The organism is Flavobacterium sp. AK-345 (assembly GCF_058310175.1).
In genome coordinates, this window is sequence record NZ_JBZEER010000008.1 from 42279 (window position 1) to 60471 (window position 18193).

An 18193-nucleotide genomic window follows, 5' to 3' on the forward strand; every position below is an offset into this window, starting at 1 on the left:
TTAAAATCTAAAGTGAGAGAAAGCTTTATTAGCCTCTGCCATCTTGTGAGTATCCATTCTTTTCTTAACCGCAGCACCTTCTTCTTTAGCAGCAGCTAAACATTCTGACGCTAAACGTTGTGCCATAGATTTTTCATTTCTTCTTCTAGAATAAAGTATCAACCACTTCATTGCCATAGAAATTTTTCTGTCTGGTCTAATTTGCATTGGAATTTGAAATGTAGCTCCACCTACTCTACGACTACGTACTTCTACGTGAGGCATAACGTTTGTTAAAGCATCTTTCCAAATTTCTAATGAAGATTTTTCTGAATCTTGCTTTTTAGACTCAATGATGTCAATTGCATCATAAAATACTTTGAAAGCTGTAGATTTCTTACCGTCCCACATTAAGTTATTCACAAAACGTGTTACCAATTGGTCGTTAAACCTCGGATCTGGTAAAAGTGGTCTTTTCTTTGCCGCTCTTTTTCTCATGTCTTTTTCTTAAAAGTTTAAATTACTTTTTTGCTTCTTTTGGGCGTTTAGCACCGTACTTAGATCTTCTTTGCGTTCTTCCTGCAACTCCTGACGTGTCAAGCGCTCCACGAACGATATGATATCTAACACCTGGTAAATCTTTTACCCTTCCGCCTCTAACTAATACTATCGAGTGCTCTTGTAAATTGTGTCCTTCTCCAGGGATGTAAGCATTTACCTCATTACCATTTGTCAAACGTACACGCGCAACTTTACGCATTGCAGAGTTTGGTTTTTTTGGTGTAGTAGTGTAAACACGCGTACAAACCCCTCTTCTTTGAGGACAAGAATCTAAAGCAACCGATTTACTCTTCTTAGTTATCTGAGTTCTTCCTGTTCTTACTAATTGTTGAATTGTTGGCATAATTAATACTAAAAATTTATTATGTATATTAAATTCCCGCTTTTTACGGGGTTGCAAATGTATAAAATAATTTTCACTATACAAACGTTAATTCATTAATTTTCAATAACATTATTTAAGCTTAAACTTTTACAAACAAATAATAGATATTTGCAATACTTTTAATAAATGAAACAATTGCCCTTGAAACAGTTATTCCAAATATTTATTTTTTGCCTTATAAGCATCTCAAGTTATGCACAAAACTTTAATTTAAAAATAAACGGCACAAATACAGTTGAAAAAAAAATTATAGATTCATTAAACTATTCTGCAAAACATCCAAATTTAAAATCCTTATTAAACGAGATAAAAAACACCTCAGAAAAGCTCGCGAAAAAAGGTTTTCTTGACAATAAAATACTAGAAACCAAAAACATAAATGATAGCTCTTACACCTCAATTATTGAACTAAAAAAACGAATAAAAGAGATGCATATATATATAGGTATAAATAATTCGTTTTTTAATTTTCAAAAAACAGGAAATGACACCATAATTCTTCCTTACGAAGAAGTAGAAAACTACCTTAATCAAAAAATAAATGATGCAGAGAAAGCCGGTTATGCACTAACAAAAATTAATCTTGAAAATATTCGAAGAAAGAATTTAATAATTTATGCTGACTTAAATTTTAAATCCGAAAAAAAACGCGAACTAAATTCCATTATTCTAAATTATACAAATAACACAGGTAAGGATATTTTTCCCAAAGGTCATCTAAAACAACTTAATAAAAAATACATCAACAGGACTTTTAATCAGGAAACGGTAAAAGAACTTTACAATGAAATAAATAATTTTGAATTCATAACTCAGACAAAATATCCCGAAATTCTATTCACTCAGGACTCAACCAAAATCTACGCATATATTCAAAAAAGAAAAGCAAACACATTTGATGGCTATATCGGTTTTTCGAATGACGAAAACAAAAAGCTAAATCTCAATGGTTATGTTGATATCACTTTACAAAACATACTTCACTCAGGAGAAGAGTTCTCATTGTACTGGAAAAGTGATGGCAACCAACAAAAAACGTTCAATGCAAAATTAGAAATCCCATACATCTTTAACTCGTCACTTGGAATCAAAGCTCAATTAAACATCTTTAAACAAGACAGTACTTTTCAAAATACAAAAACAGCTATTGATTTAGGATACTTTGTAAATTATAATTCCAGAATATATGTTGGTTATCAATCAACAGAATCAAGCGATATTCAAAATACAAACAACACAACAATTAGCGACTATAAAAATTCATACATCACAACTTCTTTCGATTATAAAAAAACAGATATTACTAATAATTTATTTCCCAAAAAAGCAGTTCTAAATTTCATTTTTGGTTATGGAAAAAGAGACACAAACAACAATCCTGAAACCGCTGAATCAAGTAAACAATTTTACACAAACATAAACTTATCATACAATTTTGAATTAAATGAAAAGAATTTCATTAACATAAATTCACAAAATTTTTATCTTAACAGTAAAAATTACATTTCAAACGAATTATTTCGTTTTGGAGGAATGAATTCAATTCGAGGTTTTTTAGAAAATAGTCTGCAGGCAAATTTCAACGCTTTAATTCTTACAGAATACAGATATATTCCCTCGAAAAGCCTATATGTTAATTCTATTATTGATTATGGTCTATATCAAGACCTCACAACTAATACTAATCAAAATAAAGTAAAAAAATTAATAGGAATTGGAGTTGGAACCGGAATACAGACAACAAATGGTTTATTAAAAATTACTCTTACAAATGGAGCAGAAAACGCAAGTGAACTACAATTATATAACACTATCATAAACATATGTTATAATGTTAAATTTTAATGTTTAACAAAAAAAGATTTTTATTTATTAGGAAAGTTAACAAATTATTAAGAGTTTTGCGATACTAATTCAAAATATTTAAAAATGAAACTAAAGTTCAATGGATTCTTAGTGCTTTTATTAGTACTAGTGGCGCAACTAACTTTTGCGCAAGAAAGAGCTGTTTCAGGAATTGTTACTGATAATGCAGGTATGCCTTTGCCAGGTGTAAGTGTATTAGTGAAAGGAACAAAATCCGGAACGCAAACTGATTTTGATGGTAAATATTCTATCAAAGCATCAACAAGCCAAATTTTGGTATTTAGCTACATCGGGATGAAAACTCAAGAAGTGGCTGCAAGTTCATCAAGCGTTAATGTAAAATTAGCAGGAGATGCACAAGAACTTGAAGGTGTTGTAGTAACAACGGCTTTAGGTGTTAAAAGAGAGAAAAAATCTCTTGGTTATGCAACTCAGGAATTAAAAGGAGGAGATTTAAAATCTGGAACTTCAAGTGGAAACTTCTTAAATGAACTTTCTGGTAAAGTTGCGGGTGTTAACGTAAGAAGAAACACTAACTTTGGTGGATCTACAAGTGCTATCTCTCGTGGTGTTAAAGCTATCAACCAAAGTAATGAGATGCTTATCGTTATTGATGGTATGCCAATTAACAATGCAAACAATACTAATGACGGTACTACAGCTCAATCTAGAGGAGCTCAAGGTTATGACTACGGAAATAATGGTATGGATATTAACCCAGAAGATATCGAAAGTGTGAACGTATTGAAAGGTGCTGCTGCATCTGCATTATACGGATACTTAGCTGGTAACGGGGTATTAATGATTACTACTAAAAAAGGTAGAGCTAAAAAAGGTCTTGGAATCACTGTTTCTTCTGAAGTAGTTTCTGGTTCACCAGACAAAGATACTTTCGTTAAATACCAAAAACAATATGGTGCTGGTTACGGAGGTTCTTTCGGAGAGCAAGATATTGATGGAGACGGAATCAATGATTTAGTAGTTGCTATGGGAGACGATGCTTCTGTAGGAGATGCTTTTGATCCAAGTTTAAACGTTTACCAATGGGATGCTTTCTCAAACTATCCTGGAAACAATAATTACGGAAAAGCAACTCCTTGGACAGGCGCTAAAAATGATCCAAACGCATTCTTTAAAAATTCTTTATCATTAGTAAACAGTATCTCATTTGAAGATGCTAACGAAAAAACTAATTTAGTTTTCAACTATTCAAATACTAATCAAACAGGTATTTTACCAAATAGTGAATTAAAGAAAAACAACTTCAGTTTAAAATTAAATCACCAATTTACTGACAGATTATCTCTTAGTACTTTTGCTAACTTCTCTAATCAGGCTACTACAGGTAGAAACATGACTGGATATAGCGACAACTTAGTATCTGGTTTCCGTCAATGGTGGCAAACAAACGTAGACTTGAAACAATTAGAGCAAGCCTACAATGCTTCAGGTGGACAAAACATTACATGGAACAGACTTTCTGCTTCTAATGGTTTCCCTGCATATTGGAACAATCCTTATTTTGACCGTTACAAAAACTATCAAAATGATAGCAGAAACCGTTTCGTAGGTTATGCTAACTTTACTTATAAAATTGCCGAATGGGTTTCTGCAACTGCAAAAATCTCTACAGATTCATATTCTGAAATTCGTGAAGAAAGATTAGCTGTTGGTTCAGTTGGTAAAACTTTCGGTATTAATGCATTCAATGAAACTTCAGGTTACCAACGTTACAACGGTAACTATTCTGAGCAAAACTATGATTTGTTATTGAACTTCAAAAAGAACTTCGGTGAAAACTGGAACTTAACTGGAGTTGCCGGTGGAACTATAAGAAGAAACTATTTCAATCAAATTACTGCTTCAACTGAAGGCGGACTTATTATCCCAGGACTTTATAGCTTAGATAATTCAGTTTCTGGAAGCCCTTACCCTTACGAAAGAGAAACTAAAACTGGAGTAAATAGTTACTTCGTTTCTGCTTCTGTTGGATTTATGGATCAATTTTTCGTTGATGCTACATCAAGAAGAGATGCTTTCTCTCAATTACCAGAAGGAAACAACTCATTATTCAGTAACTCTGTTTCAGGTAGCTGGGTTTTCACTAAAAACATTAACGCTAGCTGGTTAACATTTGGTAAATTAAGAGGAGGTTACTCTGAAAGCCCACTTGGAACTCCAACATTGGCTTTAGTTGATACATATGAAAAAATCAACTCTTTCAATGGACAACAACAATACTCTGTAAACATTACAAAAAACAATCCAGACTTAGAGCCAATTAAAACTAAAACACAAGAGATTGGTCTTGAGATGCAGTTCTTAAACAAAAGAGTTGGGTTTGACGTGAGTTTATACAAAAACGTGAATGATGGTGAGGCTATCCCTGTACCTTATTCTACAGCTACAGGTAACTCAACTCGTTACGTAAATGCTGCTACAATTGAAAACAAAGGTATCGAGGTTCAATTTAATGCTACTCCAATCAAAACAAACAACTTTGCTTGGGACATTACTGTTAACTGGTCTAAAAACGACAACACTGTAACCGCATTAGCTGATGGTGTATCTAACTTACAAGTTGGAGGTTCATACCCTGGAGGTGTTACATTGAATGCTGTAGTTGGACAACCTTTTGGAATCTTAAAAGGAACAGATTACACTTACACTGCTGATGGTCAAAAAATCATCAACCCTGCAACAGGAAGATATGTAATCAACACATCTACAAACAACATTATTGGAGATATTAACCCTGATTGGATTGGTGGTCTTCGTAATAAATTCACATACAAGAGTCTTTCTTTCAGTTTCTTAATTGATATGAAAAAAGGAGGAGATATTTTCTCTACTGACCAATGGTACGGTGTAGGAACAGGTTTATCTGAGTCTACAGTTGGTAACAACGATTTAGGTCTTCCTAAAAGAAATGCTTTAGTTAATGGTGGTGGTGTAATCCTTCCTGGTGTTTATGCTGACGGAACTCCAAACACTACTAGAACTGCTTATTCTACTGGTGGTGCTATTACTAATAGTTATTCTGGAGGACCAAGAAGTCAATATGTTTACGATGCTGGTTTTATCAAATTAAGAGAAGTACAAATTACTTATACTTTACCATCTTCATTAGTACAAAAAATAAAATTAGTTGATGCGAAAATCTCGCTAGTTGGATCTAACTTATGGATAATCGACAAAGATCTTCCAGAAGCTGACCCAGAAAGTGGATTAGGATCTAACATTGGATCTTCAGGTTTATCTATCGGATCTTTACCAACCACTAGAAACATTGGTTGCAACTTAACAATAAAATTCTAAGCTATGAAAAATAGACTTCTTATATTAATACCGCTTTTATCTTTGTTTGCATCATGTACTGATGACATTACAGGATTAAACACGGACACAAAACGTCCAACTTACACCGAAGCTAATTACTTATTTACTAATGCAGAACATGCAATGGTAGACCAGGTAACAAGTACTTCTGTTAACTTTAATGTTTTCAGATTACTTGCTCAACAATGGACTGAAGTTCAGTACCCACAAGAAAGCCAGTATGACCTTACAGGACGTACTATTCCAGATACTCACTGGACAACTTATTACCGTGATGTATTAAGAGATTTTAAAGAAGCAAAAAGCATTTTAGTTGATCAGCAAGCTGATGCTACAGCAGATGAGCTAGCTGTTATCAACAATAAAATTGCGATCATTGATATCTTAACGGCCTATTCATATGGGATTTTAGTTGACACTTTTGGAGACGTTCCTTATACTGAAGCTTTAGATATCGTTGCTTTTCCACAACCTAAATATGATGATGCTCAAACAATCTACAAAGATCTTATTGCAAAATTAACTGCTGCATCACATGCATTAGACACAGATGCTGGTAGCTTTGGGAATGCTGATTTAATTTACAAAGGAGATGCTGCATCATGGGCAAAATTTGCTAACTCATTACGTTTAAGAATGGCAATTAACATGGATGATGTTGATCATGCATATGCTTCTACTGAAGCTTTGGCTGCTGTTGCTGATGGAGTAATCTCTTCTAGCGCAGAAGGAACTTACATGACTTATGCCGAAACTCAACCAAATGCTAACCCATTATATGTTGATTTAGTTGCATCTGGACGTTTTGACTTTATTCCAGCTGACACATTTGTAAATAGATTAAATGCACTTAATGATCCTAGAAGACCTAAATACTTCACAGAGTTCCCTGAGGGTTCAGGTGTATATAAAGGTGGAGTTTATGGCGCAATAAATGTTTATGATAATTTCTCTCACCTTACTACTACAATACAAGATCCAACTTATCCTGGAGTATTGTTTACTTATTCAGAAGTTGAGTTTTTATTAGCCGAAGCTGTTGAAAGAAATATCGCTGTAGGCGAAACTGCAGAAATTCATTACAATAGAGCTGTAACGGCTTCATTACAAGACTGGGGTGTAGCATCTGCTGATATTGCAGCTTACTTAGCAAGAACTGATGTAGCTTATTCTGCAGCTACTCCTTGGAAACAAAAAATTGGAGAACAATCTTGGATTTCTTTCTTCAATAGAGGTTTTGAAGCATGGACAAATTACAGAAGATTGGATTATCCAGCTTTACAAGTACCAGCTGTAACTTATGGTGATATCACTTCAGTTCCAAAACGCTACTCATATCCTAACAGAGAGCAAACGCTTAATGCTGCTAGCTTAGAAGCTGCTGTTGCTAAATTGGGTAACAATGCAGTTACTACCAAAATCTTCTGGGATAAAAACTAATACTTAATAAAATAAATATGAAAAGATATATAAAACAAATTGCCACATTCGCATTAATTGCGGCTTTCGCATCTTGTTCATCAGATGATGATATAGATTACACATCTGTGGGAGGTAATGTGGTACCAACAACGTCAAGCATTAGTCGCTTAGATAATAACTACAATCTACCTTTTAACGTTTTTACAAAAGAAGGTGTAACTGCAACTAAAGTTGAAATCTACAAAAATGCGGCTAAAACAACTTCAGATCCAATCATATTTGGTGATAAAGTTTCAGATGCAACTATTGCAGATGGAAAAGCAACATTTAACACTTCTACCTTAGGAAGTTTTGATGTATTTCCTGTAACTTCAGGAACTACAACTACCTTAACTGGTAAAACAGGTACTTTTCCTTTAGCAATTTTAACAACATATTCTGATGGTTCAACAACAAGAGCTACATTTACTCTTACAGTTGCAAAAGGAATTGTTTGGCAAATTTACAATGCTGATGGCGATCCTGTAACTAATGCAACAAGTGGTGTATCTACAATAAAATACTTAGATCCAACACCAGTAATTATTACTTTTGCACCAGTAAAAAAAGCAACTACAACTGTTAACAGTATCGTAGGGGAATGGTCTAAAAATGATGGTGCTTTTTCTGCATTACCTGGAACTTTGCCAATTACTCACCAAGATCTTGATATTGCAGCAATTCCTTACTCTACATATGGTGGAATAGCTGTTGGGGATAAAATAACTTATAGATTTACTGTAACTGCAGGAACTCAAAAGGATGTTATATCTACTACAGTTACATTCGTTAATCAAACTTTTGATGGAGATCATGCTGGTGCTGTTTCTAATTCGGATGCTACAAGCAGATTTAATTTCTCAACTGGATTAAATGGTGACGGAGCTGATAGTACAGCTGATATTAAATTTGTAAGCTCATTTGGTTTCGAAGCAGTAAGCGATATTACTTTCGTAAAAACTACTTTAGATTATGAAACAGCTGATTTATTCACTGCTGAAGCTGCTTATAATGCAGGTACTCAAGTTTCATCTTTAACTAATTTAGTATTTGGAGACGTAGTTATTTACAAAATCACTAGAGATGATGTAGAATACACTGGTATCTTGCATATTACTGACAAAGTTCAAGGAACTACAAGTCAAAAATTATCATTCTCTTATAAAGAAGGAGTATTATCAGTAGAAGATCCTATCTAATATTGTTTTTAATACAACTAAATATAAAACCACCGGCATATGCTGGTGGTTTTTTTTTATATAAACATTATACCTATATTTGCTTCATGGAAAAAGAACATCAAATATTTGGAATTAGAGCCATTATAGAAGCAATTCAGGCAGGAAAAGAAGTAGACAAAGTATTCATCCAAAAAGAAATTTCTGGAGAATTAATGAAAGATTTAATGAAAGTGATGAAACGCGCTAACATTAATTTCTCCTATGTTCCTGTAGAAAAATTAAACAGGTTAACTCCAAATAACCATCAAGGGGCTGTTGCAACAATCTCACCAATAGGTTTTATTGATTTAGAACACCTTGTGGAATCGACTATCGAATCTGGTGCAAAACCATTATTTTTAATATTAGATCAAATTTCTGATGCGCGTAATTTCGGTGCTATCATCAGAACTGCTGAATGTACTGGTGTAAATGGAATCATTGTTCAAAAAGCAGGTTCTGCTCCTGTAAACGGAGACACAGTTAAAACCTCCGCGGGTGCAGTTTTCAATGTTCCGATTTGTAAAGTTGAACATATTAAAGATGCCATATTCTATTTACAAGGTTCCGGAATCAAAACTATAGCAGCCACTGAAAAAACAGATCAAAACATCTATGATTTATCTTTGAACGAACCATTAGCAATTATTATGGGATCAGAAGACAGAGGTATAAATCCTTCTGTACTAAAAATTGTTGATGAAAAAGCAAAGCTGCCAATGTTTGGCACAATTGGATCACTAAATGTATCAGTTGCTTGTGGAGCATTTTTATACGAAACTGTACGTCAAAGAAGTTAAAATTGATTTAGAATTTAAGATGCCAAAATAAATATTTAAAAACTATTACTTGATGTCTTCCAAATCTGCTCAGAACATATCAATAAAAAAACTTTGCTGCACTATTGCAACATTTTTGATCATGAGCATTGGTTACTCTCAAACAAAAACTTATGACCAGTCGTGGAATGAAATTCAATTCAACAGAACTATAAATGACAAATGGTCTACCGAAATAAATTTAGGAAGCTCATATAGTAGTACAGAAACATCATCCAATATCTTTCAAAATAACATTCAACGATCTTTTAGAGGATGGGGACATTATTATCTGTCTCCACGTTGGAAACTTTCAACATTTTTGGCTTATTACGACAACAAAGATGTACCGGAAATAGGGCAATTTAAATCTCCTGAATGGAGATTTGCTCTACAAGGAATATACTATTTCCATAAAACAGGATATACGCTAAGCACAAGAATGAGAATGGAACTTCGTCATATGAAAAATGGAGATGACGATTATGAAAATGTCCTCAGATATCGCCAACAGATAAAATACATTCAACCCATCAATAGTAAGATTCTTCGGGAAGGTGTTATTTATGCTGTTGCTTCTGACGAGCTATTCTTTAAATCCGGAACTAAAGTTACAGGTCTTAGTTTTTTTGATCGTAACAGACTGATTTTAGGTGCGGGATATTTATTTACAGATGATATACAAATAGAATTGGCGTATGCAAATGATTATCTTCCGAGAGATGATGAAAATCAGATTGTAAATGCAGCATCACTAACACTTACTTTTAATAATCTTTTTAAAAAGCTAAATAAAAAATTATTACATAAAAACGAATCCAATTCAAATGAAGATTAGCGCTACTTCTCCCCTTCTTTCTTTAGGAAGCAATTCAATTGTTCTATTATAGCATTCTTATGTAATTTAAATTTATAGCTTCTAACAAATTCTGTTCCTTCCATATTAATTTCTGCCACCAAGGCCTCCAGCTTAGAAAAAGCCTCAATATCTTTGTCATCTATTAAATATAAAACCTGCATTATTGAGTCATTTTCCCTGTATTGCGTATCATAATGCGCAACCTTGTACGGCTTATTATCTGCCAGGTGAATAACCAGATCTTTTTTAATTTTTTTACCTTCTTTCTTAGGAGGAAAAGGTGTTGGTTGCAAAGCAATAAAATAATGTTCTTTATCAGTTACGATATTAATTTTTAATGATTTTGATTTAGTAAAGTAAAATACTGAAGGTTCAAAATAATACAACATTGTTCCATCCGCCAATACCCTATTTTTTACATCGCATTGCGCAATCATTTTTGTACTAATCAGAACGACTAAAAAAACTATTGCAAAATTTATCTTTTTCATAATCTGGCAAATAAAATTAAAAATCATCTGAACAAAAATAATCATTTAATTTAAACCAGACATTTCTATTTAATTTTTATCATCTGATTCTGTTCTAGTTACAGTATAATTAACCAAAACATCTGAATTAAAATAAGTAGAAATAATTTCAGATTCTTCTTCAATCTTTTCAGTATTAACAAAATTTCCATTTTCATCAAAATGCTTCATGAAAGGATCATCTTCCGGGTTAAAATCTGGTTTTTGCCAATCATAAACAATCGGCTTTGTATATTCTGGGGCTTTATAAAATAATGTCAGCACAAATCCTGTAATAAAACCAGCCAAGTGTCCTTCCCATGAAATAGAAGCATCAACATCCGGGAAAACATACCAAATCATTCCGCCATAAAGTAATACTACTGCAAAAGAAAGAGCAACTAATCTGTAATATTTCGTTTGGATTCCTTTAAAAAAAATAAAAGTGACCAAAACATAAATTAATCCGCTGGCACCAATATGATAATTGGTTCGGCCAATAATCCAGGTAATTAAACCTGAGAACAAAATTCCATAAGCAATTACCGAAAAAGATTGTTTTGGATAAAAAAATTGCAAAGCCGCAAGTAATACAAAAAGCGGAATTGAGTTATTATATAAATGGCCTAAGTTTTCATGGATAAAAGGACTAAACAAAATGCCTTGTAAACCTGAAACATCACGAGGATAAATTCCATACTGATAAAAATCAAAATCAAACCGAATCTGAATCCAATAAATAATCCATAAGAAAAGTACAAACAAAACTGGTAATCCAACAACGGCAGTAGAAAAGTTAAAATGATTGTCTTTCATATATCAAACAATTGGTTTTAAGCTGTAACATCAAAAAACTATCCAAATACGATTTACTGATAATTTGTCAGTTAGCCTTTGTTATGATTTGTAACCCTTTAATACTATAAAATTAAAATTGAAAATAGTAATTTTACAAAATGGAAGCACCTTTAGCAGAGCGTATTCGCCCACAGAAATTAGAAGATTATATTAGTCAGAGTCATTTGGTTGGACCAAACGGATCATTGACGCAGCAAATTTCAAAAGGAATTATTCCCTCTTTAATATTTTGGGGACCACCCGGGACAGGAAAAACGACTTTAGCACAAATTATTGCTCAGGAATCAAAACGTCCGTTTTATATTTTGAGCGCAATAAATTCTGGCGTAAAAGACATTCGCGATGTAATCGAAAAAGCAAAACAAAGCGGTGGACTATTTACTGCGAAGAACCCTATTTTATTTATAGATGAGATTCACAGATTTAGTAAATCTCAACAAGATTCACTTTTGGCTGCAGTCGAAAAAGGCTGGATAACTCTTATTGGTGCTACCACAGAAAACCCAAGTTTTGAAGTAATTCCCGCATTATTATCACGTTGTCAGGTTTATATTCTAAATGCTTTCACAAAACAAGACTTAGAAGCACTGTTGCATCGTGCCATGAAAACAGATGTAGAATTAGCCTCAAAAAACATCATTTTAAAAGAAACCGAAGCCCTTCTTCGTCTTTCTGGTGGTGACGGTCGTAAACTATTAAATATCTTCGAGCTTGTAGTTAATGCAGCTGCAAGTGAAGAAATTATTATAACAAATGATCGTGTTTTTGAATTGGTACAGCAAAATACCGTTTTGTATGACAAAACCGGAGAACAGCACTATGACATTGTTTCCGCATTTATAAAATCAATTCGCGGAAGCGACCCAAACGGAGCAGTATATTGGTTAGCACGAATGATTGAAGGTGGCGAGGATGTTAAATTTATCGCCAGAAGAATGCTCATTTTATCCAGTGAAGATATTGGAAACGCAAATCCGACCGCTTTTATAATGGCAAATAATACTTTTCAGGCTGTTTCTACTATTGGATACCCTGAAAGCCGAATTATATTAAGTCAATGCGCAATTTACCTAGCAACTTCTCCAAAAAGTAATGCTTCATATATGGCAATTGGAAATGCACAACAGTTAGTAAAACAAACCGGGGATTTACCTGTTCCTATTCACTTACGCAATGCTCCAACAAAATTAATGAAAGAATTAGGATATGGCGAAGATTATAAATACTCACATGATTATGCCAACAATTTTGCCGAACAGGAATTTTTGCCAGATGCTATAAAAGAAACGGTTCTTTACAATCCGGGAAGCAATTCAAGAGAGAATAGCAACCGCGAATTTTTAAAGAACCGCTGGAAAGATAAATATGGTTATTAAACCAAATTTTATATTTTAAAACTTAACTGATATTTTTTCAGAAACTAATTTGTCATTTTGATAAAACTCAAAATACCATTGATTATCTTTTGCATTTAATGTTCCCTGCACCCCATCTTTTATAGCAATAAAAGAATCTGGTCTGGATGTTTTTAGCAGCTTCATAACCACTTTTGGTGTTTTATCAATTAATTGATAACCATTTTCTGTTGGTTGTGCGTAAAGTAAATTCGGATCAGAAGTATCTGCTACAGGAGTTGTTGCAACAGCGACAGTTTCAACTGGAACCGAAGCTACTGCAGGAGTCCCTTTAGAAGAACCTGTAATTGTTTTACCGCTATATTTATAATGTAATTTATTTACAGATAAAAAAGCCTGATCAAGACTTTCTTTGTAAGCTACCTCATATTCTTTTTCCTTGCTTTTCCCAATTTCAGAAGTATAAATTACTTTTCCGTAACAATCTTTAAATTCTAAGTAAAGCTTTGTTACTAAAAAACCATTGTCTTTTTTTACATCAATATATAAAAGCTGACAGCGATCACCATATTCAGCAGGAACATCCTCGTTTGTATAATAAGCAGGAAAACCGGCTTTAAGCAAATTAGACTTAGTCATTGTTGACAATCTATATTGATTTTCTGTTCTAAGGAAATCATATTTCAATGGCACAATTACGGCTTTGTAGTCGTTAACTGATTGCGAAAATCCAACAACAGAAATTAAAAGAGTAACCAGCAAAAATTTAATTTTCATAGTTATAAATATTTTTTTAGTTCTAATAAATGATTTACTTGTTTAATATTTTGGGGAGCATCTATTTTTTTATCATTAAAAAAAATAGCATCGAGCCCCGCATTTAGCGCTCCGTTAACATCTGCATCCAGACAGTCACCAATCATAATACAATTTTCTTTTGAAGCCTGTGCCACATTAACTGCATAATCAAAGATAATACTATTTGGCTTTTTAACACCAGCTAATTCAGAATTTGTAATAGTCATGAAATAGCCTGATAATAACGCATTATTGATCTTTTTATCCTGAACATTGGCAAAACCATTTGTAATGATGTGCAATTTGTATTTAGGTTTTAGATATTCCAAAACTTCAATTGCTCCGTCAAATAAGTGATTATTATCTGTAAGGGTCTCAATATAATCGTTTGCAATTTGATCAATATCTTTATCTGATATCTCAATATTTAAGGCATCAAAAGAAAATTTCAATCTATTATAACGTAATTCCTGATGTGTAATTTTATCATGTTGATACAATTTCCAGCAAGCCTGATTTATTGGCATATACTTTTCGATAAAATCCGCGATTTTTACATTTGGAAATCGCTCCTTAAAAATTCGATCAAAAGCTAATTCAGAATTCTTATCAAAATCCCAAAGTGTATGATCTAAATCAAAAAAAATGTCAGTTATATGCGTATTCATAATTTAAAAGATTCCTTCATCTACAAAACTATAATATTTTGTTTCAGTAATAATCAAATGGTCTAAAACTTTAACATCTAAACTATCACCTGCTAATTTTAATTTCATTGTAATTTCTTTATCAGCATCACTCGGATTAAGATTTCCAGAGGGATGATTATGGCACAAAATCAGGCCTGTAGCGCCACTTTCAAGTGCTAATTTAAACACCAATCGTACATCTACAATAGTTCCTGTAATTCCTCCTTTGCTTAATTGCGATTTTGAAATTACCTTATTCGAATTATTCAGAAAAAGCACCCAAAATTCTTCATGAGGAAGTTCACCAATAATGGGCTGCATGATTTCAAAAACGACTTTACTGGATGTTATCTTATTTTTGAATTGTAACGCATCTTCACTCCTTTGCCTCCTTCCTAATTCTAAAGCCGAAACAATAGTAATTGCTTTTGCCTCTCCTATTCCTTTAAAATTCATTAATTGAGAAATTGACATTTTTCCCAACATATTAAGATTGTCTACACTTGCCAAAATCCTTTTGCTTAATGCAACTGCAGATTCATTTCGGCTTCCTGAACCAATCAAAATGGCAATTAATTCAGCATTGCTTAAAGCTTCTTTACCTTTAAGCATTAATTTTTCACGCGGACGATCATCTTCTGACCAATTTGTAATTGGAAAATGAGTTGCTTCCATAAGATTAAATTATGGATTTGCTCATGCAAATACTATTCGTTAAACCTACATAAGGCTCGTAGTTATCTACTATCTCAAATCCTACTTTTTGATACAAATTAATAGCTTCAATCTGTTTATATAATGTTTCCAAAATCATGATTTCAAAACCCTGACTTTTCGCTTCAACTTCTAACTCTCCGATTATCATTTGCGCCAACCCCAAACCTCTGGCTTTGGGCGAAACAAACATTCTTTTTAATTCGACTGCATTTTTATCATATTTCTTAAAACAGCCACAAGCGACAGGCTCATCATCTAAATAAATAATAAAAACATTGGAATTAAATTCAATTATATTATTTCCCCAATATTCCTTCTTTAATTCCGGATAACGTTCCCACAAAAAAGTATCGAATGTTTCGATCAAAAATAAAAAATCAGGATTTTCACTAGTTGTTTTTACAACTTTTATAGTTGGATTCATTTATAAAATCTTAAAAGGCTAATATATAAAAAATAAGAAAAATCATTCAATAAAGTTTAAAGAAATAAAAAAGAGAAATCATAGCTTTTGCATTTGCAGTGATTTCTCTTTTAATATAAATCCATTACGTTTATTCAATTAATGCTTTTACTTCGTCAAAGTTCAATCCACCATAATTACCTGAACTCATCAATAATAAAGCAGAGTTTTCAAGATTTAAATTGAATAGATATTCTTTAAATTCCACAGGATTTGTGTAAATAATTAAATCTTTTCTATTAAAAGAAGTTGCAATTTGTTCGTAGGTTACTTCTTCTAATTGCTTAATTTTTACTGCATCCGGAGAATAGAATACTACAGCTACATCAGCATATTCAAGCGCTCCTTCGTATTCTTTTAAAAACTCAGCATTTAAACTGCTATAGGTGTGCAATTCTAAACAAGCTACTAAAGTCCTGTTCGGATATTGTTCTTTTACAGCTTTTGTTGTTGCTGCCACTTTACTTGGCGAATGGGCAAAATCTTTATAAGCAACCTTTCCTTTGCCTTCTGCAATTTTTTCAAGTCGTTTTGATGCTCCTTTAAAACTTGCAATTGCCTCATAAAAATCTGCTTCATCGACACCCATATTTTGGCAGATCCATTTTGCTCCGGCTAAATTATTTAAATTGTGCGCTCCAAAAACTTCAATTGGCATATCACCTTCCGGAGTTTTAAGCAAAGTTATACCATCACTAACTGTATATTCGGGCGTATTATAAGGCAGTTTACGAATTGGATTTGTAGCAGCCTCTGAAACTCGTTTTACTTCAGGATCATTTTCATTGTAGACTAAAATTCCTCCATTTGTAATTTTGCCAATGAAAATCTCAAACTGCTCTACATAATTTTCATACGTTGGAAAAACATTAATATGATCCCAGGCAATACCTGAAATCAAAGCAATATTTGGCTGATATAAATGAAATTTCGGACGTCTGTCTATTGGCGAAGATAAATACTCATCACCTTCCAGAACCATAAAATCATTTTCTTCGGTAAGATGAACCATTGTATCAAAACCTTCTAATTGTGCACCAACCATATAATCCACTTCGATATTATGATAATGCATTACGTGCAAAATCATTGAGGTAATAGTTGTTTTTCCGTGAGAACCACCAATTACAACACGTGTTTTATTTTTAGATTGCTCATACAAAAATTCAGGATACGAATAAATTTTCAATCCTAATTCCTGAGCTTTTAACAATTCAGGATTATCAGCTTTAGCATGCATTCCTAAAATTACAGCATCGATATCTGATGTTATTTTTTCAGAAAACCAACCCATCTCAACAGGTAAAATTCCTTTTTTCTCTAATCTTGATTTAGATGGTTCAAAAATAGCATCATCACTACCTGTTACCTTATATCCTTTGTTATGCAATGCTAATGCTAAATTGTGCATGGCACTTCCGCCTATAGCGATAAAATGTGTTCTCATTTAAATTCCAATTTTTATCCCGAAGCATCGGGACCAAATTCCAATTATATTTCAGAATTCAGTATTTAATATTTGCTTATTACGGTTCAAATTTTTGTTTTAATTCCCTGGCTTTTTTAGGGTCATTTAATTTATTCAAATATAAATTATATAATTTTTGAAATGTGTTTTTTGATTTACCAATTTCATGCGCTTTTATAAAGTTTTTTTCGGCTGCTGTATATCTTTTAAAATAAACATCTATTCTTCCTCTCGACAAATAACCATCAACCGGCGATAATTGTGCTAACTGATTGGAGTATGAAATCGCTTTTGATTCACTTCCACCAAAAATTCCCGGCAATTGCAAATATATTTCGATTAATGCCCATCTGGCCGGAATATGTTTTGGATCTAAAGCAATCGCTTTTTCAAAAGATTCTTTCATCTCTCCTACCATTCCCAAAGCCTTAAATCTACTTACTTCCATAGCTCGCATGGCTAAACAACCACCGTATTTATAAAAATAATCAGCCACAGTAGGTTTAAGTTCTTTAAGTTTCCTGAAATAGACAGCTGCATTTTCCCATGCTTTGTTATGAGCCTCAATCTCCCCCAAATATTCAAGCGTTTTTATATCCGAAGGTTTCGTTTTTAAAATTCCTTCAAAAATAACCTGAGCTTCATCATACTTTTTTGAGTGAAATAATTTCTCTCCTTTTTCAAAATTAGTTTGTGACCAAAGTATAAGCGGTACAAACAAAAAAAGGAATAGCAGTTTTTTCATGTCTCAAAAATAAGGAAATATAACGTGCATCATTTAGTTTTAATTGCAAATTAATATTCAAAAAAAATCCGTCCTGTAAAAACAAGACGGATTTTTAAATGTT

At 32.9% G+C, this 18193-nt stretch carries 17 protein-coding genes; 7 read left to right on the forward strand and 10 right to left on the reverse strand.

Annotated features, from left to right (window positions below; genetic code table 11):
* On the reverse strand, nucleotides 1-477 hold the full coding sequence (gene rpsG / locus AC4FQ3_RS15135; RefSeq protein WP_007803600.1) for a 30S ribosomal protein S7: 477 nt from the start codon (nucleotides 475-477) through the stop codon (nucleotides 1-3).
* Nucleotides 478-499: 22 nt separating this feature from the next.
* On the reverse strand, nucleotides 500-883 hold the full coding sequence (gene rpsL / locus AC4FQ3_RS15140; RefSeq protein WP_007136570.1) for a 30S ribosomal protein S12: 384 nt from the start codon (nucleotides 881-883) through the stop codon (nucleotides 500-502).
* 471 nt (nucleotides 884-1354) lie between these two features.
* Between rpsL and AC4FQ3_RS15145 the strand changes: the two genes are divergently transcribed.
* The 6 genes from AC4FQ3_RS15145 to AC4FQ3_RS15170 all read left to right on the forward strand — a co-directional run bounded on the left by AC4FQ3_RS15145 (nucleotide 1355) and on the right by AC4FQ3_RS15170 (nucleotide 10467).
* The gene (locus AC4FQ3_RS15145) at nucleotides 1355-2770 is read left to right on the forward strand and encodes a BamA/TamA family outer membrane protein (RefSeq protein ID WP_491182366.1); all 1416 of its coding nucleotides are present in this window, start codon (nucleotides 1355-1357) and stop codon (nucleotides 2768-2770) included.
* 84 nt (nucleotides 2771-2854) lie between these two features.
* Nucleotides 2855-6109 (forward strand): SusC/RagA family TonB-linked outer membrane protein, encoded by a 3255-nt coding sequence (locus AC4FQ3_RS15150; protein ID WP_491182367.1) that lies wholly within the window; start codon nucleotides 2855-2857, stop codon nucleotides 6107-6109.
* A 3-nt stretch (nucleotides 6110-6112) separates the two neighbouring features.
* Nucleotides 6113-7570 carry a SusD/RagB family nutrient-binding outer membrane lipoprotein gene (locus tag AC4FQ3_RS15155; protein ID WP_491182368.1) on the forward strand — a complete coding sequence of 486 codons (1458 nt, stop codon included), beginning with the start codon at nucleotides 6113-6115 and terminating at the stop codon, nucleotides 7568-7570.
* Between the two features lie 17 nt (nucleotides 7571-7587).
* Nucleotides 7588-8790, forward strand: a complete 1203-nt coding sequence (locus AC4FQ3_RS15160; RefSeq protein WP_491182369.1) for a hypothetical protein — start codon at nucleotides 7588-7590, stop codon at nucleotides 8788-8790.
* A gap of 86 nt (nucleotides 8791-8876) precedes the next feature.
* Nucleotides 8877-9611, forward strand: coding sequence for a 23S rRNA (guanosine(2251)-2'-O)-methyltransferase RlmB (rlmB, locus tag AC4FQ3_RS15165; protein ID WP_042565870.1), 735 nt, complete (start codon nucleotides 8877-8879; stop codon nucleotides 9609-9611).
* 121 nt (nucleotides 9612-9732) lie between these two features.
* Nucleotides 9733-10467, forward strand: a complete 735-nt coding sequence (locus tag AC4FQ3_RS15170) for a DUF2490 domain-containing protein (protein WP_491182370.1) — start codon at nucleotides 9733-9735, stop codon at nucleotides 10465-10467.
* 2 nt (nucleotides 10468-10469) lie between these two features.
* On the opposite strand, the gene AC4FQ3_RS15175 is transcribed toward AC4FQ3_RS15170, so the two are convergent.
* Together AC4FQ3_RS15175 and AC4FQ3_RS15180 are read right to left on the reverse strand one after the other, a co-directional pair.
* Nucleotides 10470-10979, reverse strand: coding sequence for a hypothetical protein (locus AC4FQ3_RS15175; RefSeq protein ID WP_491182371.1), 510 nt, complete (start codon nucleotides 10977-10979; stop codon nucleotides 10470-10472).
* A gap of 69 nt (nucleotides 10980-11048) precedes the next feature.
* Nucleotides 11049-11813 carry a rhomboid family intramembrane serine protease gene (locus tag AC4FQ3_RS15180; RefSeq protein WP_491182372.1) on the reverse strand — a complete coding sequence of 255 codons (765 nt, stop codon included), beginning with the start codon at nucleotides 11811-11813 and terminating at the stop codon, nucleotides 11049-11051.
* 140 nt (nucleotides 11814-11953) lie between these two features.
* On the opposite strand from AC4FQ3_RS15180, the gene AC4FQ3_RS15185 reads away from it, so the two are divergent.
* Nucleotides 11954-13231: a replication-associated recombination protein A gene (locus AC4FQ3_RS15185; RefSeq protein WP_491182373.1), complete on the forward strand. Its 1278-nt coding sequence runs from the start codon at nucleotides 11954-11956 to the stop codon at nucleotides 13229-13231.
* A 15-nt stretch (nucleotides 13232-13246) separates the two neighbouring features.
* Here AC4FQ3_RS15185 and AC4FQ3_RS15190 read toward each other — a convergent pair whose 3' ends face one another.
* The 6 genes from AC4FQ3_RS15190 to AC4FQ3_RS15215 form a co-directional block, all read right to left on the reverse strand.
* A complete protein-coding gene (locus tag AC4FQ3_RS15190; protein ID WP_491182374.1) occupies nucleotides 13247-13987 on the reverse strand; it encodes a hypothetical protein in 741 nt (246 codons plus the stop codon).
* A 2-nt stretch (nucleotides 13988-13989) separates the two neighbouring features.
* Complete coding sequence (locus tag AC4FQ3_RS15195; RefSeq protein WP_491182375.1) at nucleotides 13990-14676, reverse strand: YjjG family noncanonical pyrimidine nucleotidase; 687 nt, start codon at nucleotides 14674-14676, stop codon at nucleotides 13990-13992.
* Nucleotides 14677-14679: 3 nt separating this feature from the next.
* Nucleotides 14680-15372: a RadC family protein gene (gene radC / locus AC4FQ3_RS15200; RefSeq protein WP_302093571.1), complete on the reverse strand. Its 693-nt coding sequence runs from the start codon at nucleotides 15370-15372 to the stop codon at nucleotides 14680-14682.
* Between the two features lie 4 nt (nucleotides 15373-15376).
* A complete protein-coding gene (locus AC4FQ3_RS15205; RefSeq protein ID WP_491182376.1) occupies nucleotides 15377-15838 on the reverse strand; it encodes a GNAT family N-acetyltransferase in 462 nt (153 codons plus the stop codon).
* Between the two features lie 130 nt (nucleotides 15839-15968).
* Complete coding sequence (locus AC4FQ3_RS15210; RefSeq protein WP_491182377.1) at nucleotides 15969-17324, reverse strand: UDP-N-acetylmuramate--L-alanine ligase; 1356 nt, start codon at nucleotides 17322-17324, stop codon at nucleotides 15969-15971.
* A gap of 79 nt (nucleotides 17325-17403) precedes the next feature.
* Nucleotides 17404-18090, reverse strand: coding sequence for a tetratricopeptide repeat protein (locus AC4FQ3_RS15215; RefSeq protein ID WP_491182378.1), 687 nt, complete (start codon nucleotides 18088-18090; stop codon nucleotides 17404-17406).
* Between the last annotated feature and the right edge of the window lie 103 nt (nucleotides 18091-18193).

What these genes read in the sequence shown, in the direction of transcription:
- rpsG (WP_007803600.1), bottom strand. Translation starts at nt 477, where the DNA reads ATGAGAAAAAGAGCGGCAAAGAAAAGACCACTTTTACCAGATCCGAGG.
- rpsL (WP_007136570.1), bottom strand. Translation starts at nt 883, where the DNA reads ATGCCAACAATTCAACAATTAGTAAGAACAGGAAGAACTCAGATAACT.
- AC4FQ3_RS15145 (WP_491182366.1), top strand. Translation starts at nt 1,355, where the DNA reads ATGCATATATATATAGGTATAAATAATTCGTTTTTTAATTTTCAAAAA.
- AC4FQ3_RS15150 (WP_491182367.1), top strand. Translation starts at nt 2,855, where the DNA reads ATGAAACTAAAGTTCAATGGATTCTTAGTGCTTTTATTAGTACTAGTG.
- AC4FQ3_RS15155 (WP_491182368.1), top strand. Translation starts at nt 6,113, where the DNA reads ATGAAAAATAGACTTCTTATATTAATACCGCTTTTATCTTTGTTTGCA.
- AC4FQ3_RS15160 (WP_491182369.1), top strand. Translation starts at nt 7,588, where the DNA reads ATGAAAAGATATATAAAACAAATTGCCACATTCGCATTAATTGCGGCT.
- rlmB (WP_042565870.1), top strand. Translation starts at nt 8,877, where the DNA reads ATGGAAAAAGAACATCAAATATTTGGAATTAGAGCCATTATAGAAGCA.
- AC4FQ3_RS15170 (WP_491182370.1), top strand. Translation starts at nt 9,733, where the DNA reads ATGAGCATTGGTTACTCTCAAACAAAAACTTATGACCAGTCGTGGAAT.
- AC4FQ3_RS15175 (WP_491182371.1), bottom strand. Translation starts at nt 10,979, where the DNA reads ATGAAAAAGATAAATTTTGCAATAGTTTTTTTAGTCGTTCTGATTAGT.
- AC4FQ3_RS15180 (WP_491182372.1), bottom strand. Translation starts at nt 11,813, where the DNA reads ATGAAAGACAATCATTTTAACTTTTCTACTGCCGTTGTTGGATTACCA.
- AC4FQ3_RS15185 (WP_491182373.1), top strand. Translation starts at nt 11,954, where the DNA reads ATGGAAGCACCTTTAGCAGAGCGTATTCGCCCACAGAAATTAGAAGAT.
- AC4FQ3_RS15190 (WP_491182374.1), bottom strand. Translation starts at nt 13,987, where the DNA reads ATGAAAATTAAATTTTTGCTGGTTACTCTTTTAATTTCTGTTGTTGGA.
- AC4FQ3_RS15195 (WP_491182375.1), bottom strand. Translation starts at nt 14,676, where the DNA reads ATGAATACGCATATAACTGACATTTTTTTTGATTTAGATCATACACTT.
- radC (WP_302093571.1), bottom strand. Translation starts at nt 15,372, where the DNA reads ATGGAAGCAACTCATTTTCCAATTACAAATTGGTCAGAAGATGATCGT.
- AC4FQ3_RS15205 (WP_491182376.1), bottom strand. Translation starts at nt 15,838, where the DNA reads ATGAATCCAACTATAAAAGTTGTAAAAACAACTAGTGAAAATCCTGAT.
- AC4FQ3_RS15210 (WP_491182377.1), bottom strand. Translation starts at nt 17,324, where the DNA reads ATGAGAACACATTTTATCGCTATAGGCGGAAGTGCCATGCACAATTTA.
- AC4FQ3_RS15215 (WP_491182378.1), bottom strand. Translation starts at nt 18,090, where the DNA reads ATGAAAAAACTGCTATTCCTTTTTTTGTTTGTACCGCTTATACTTTGG.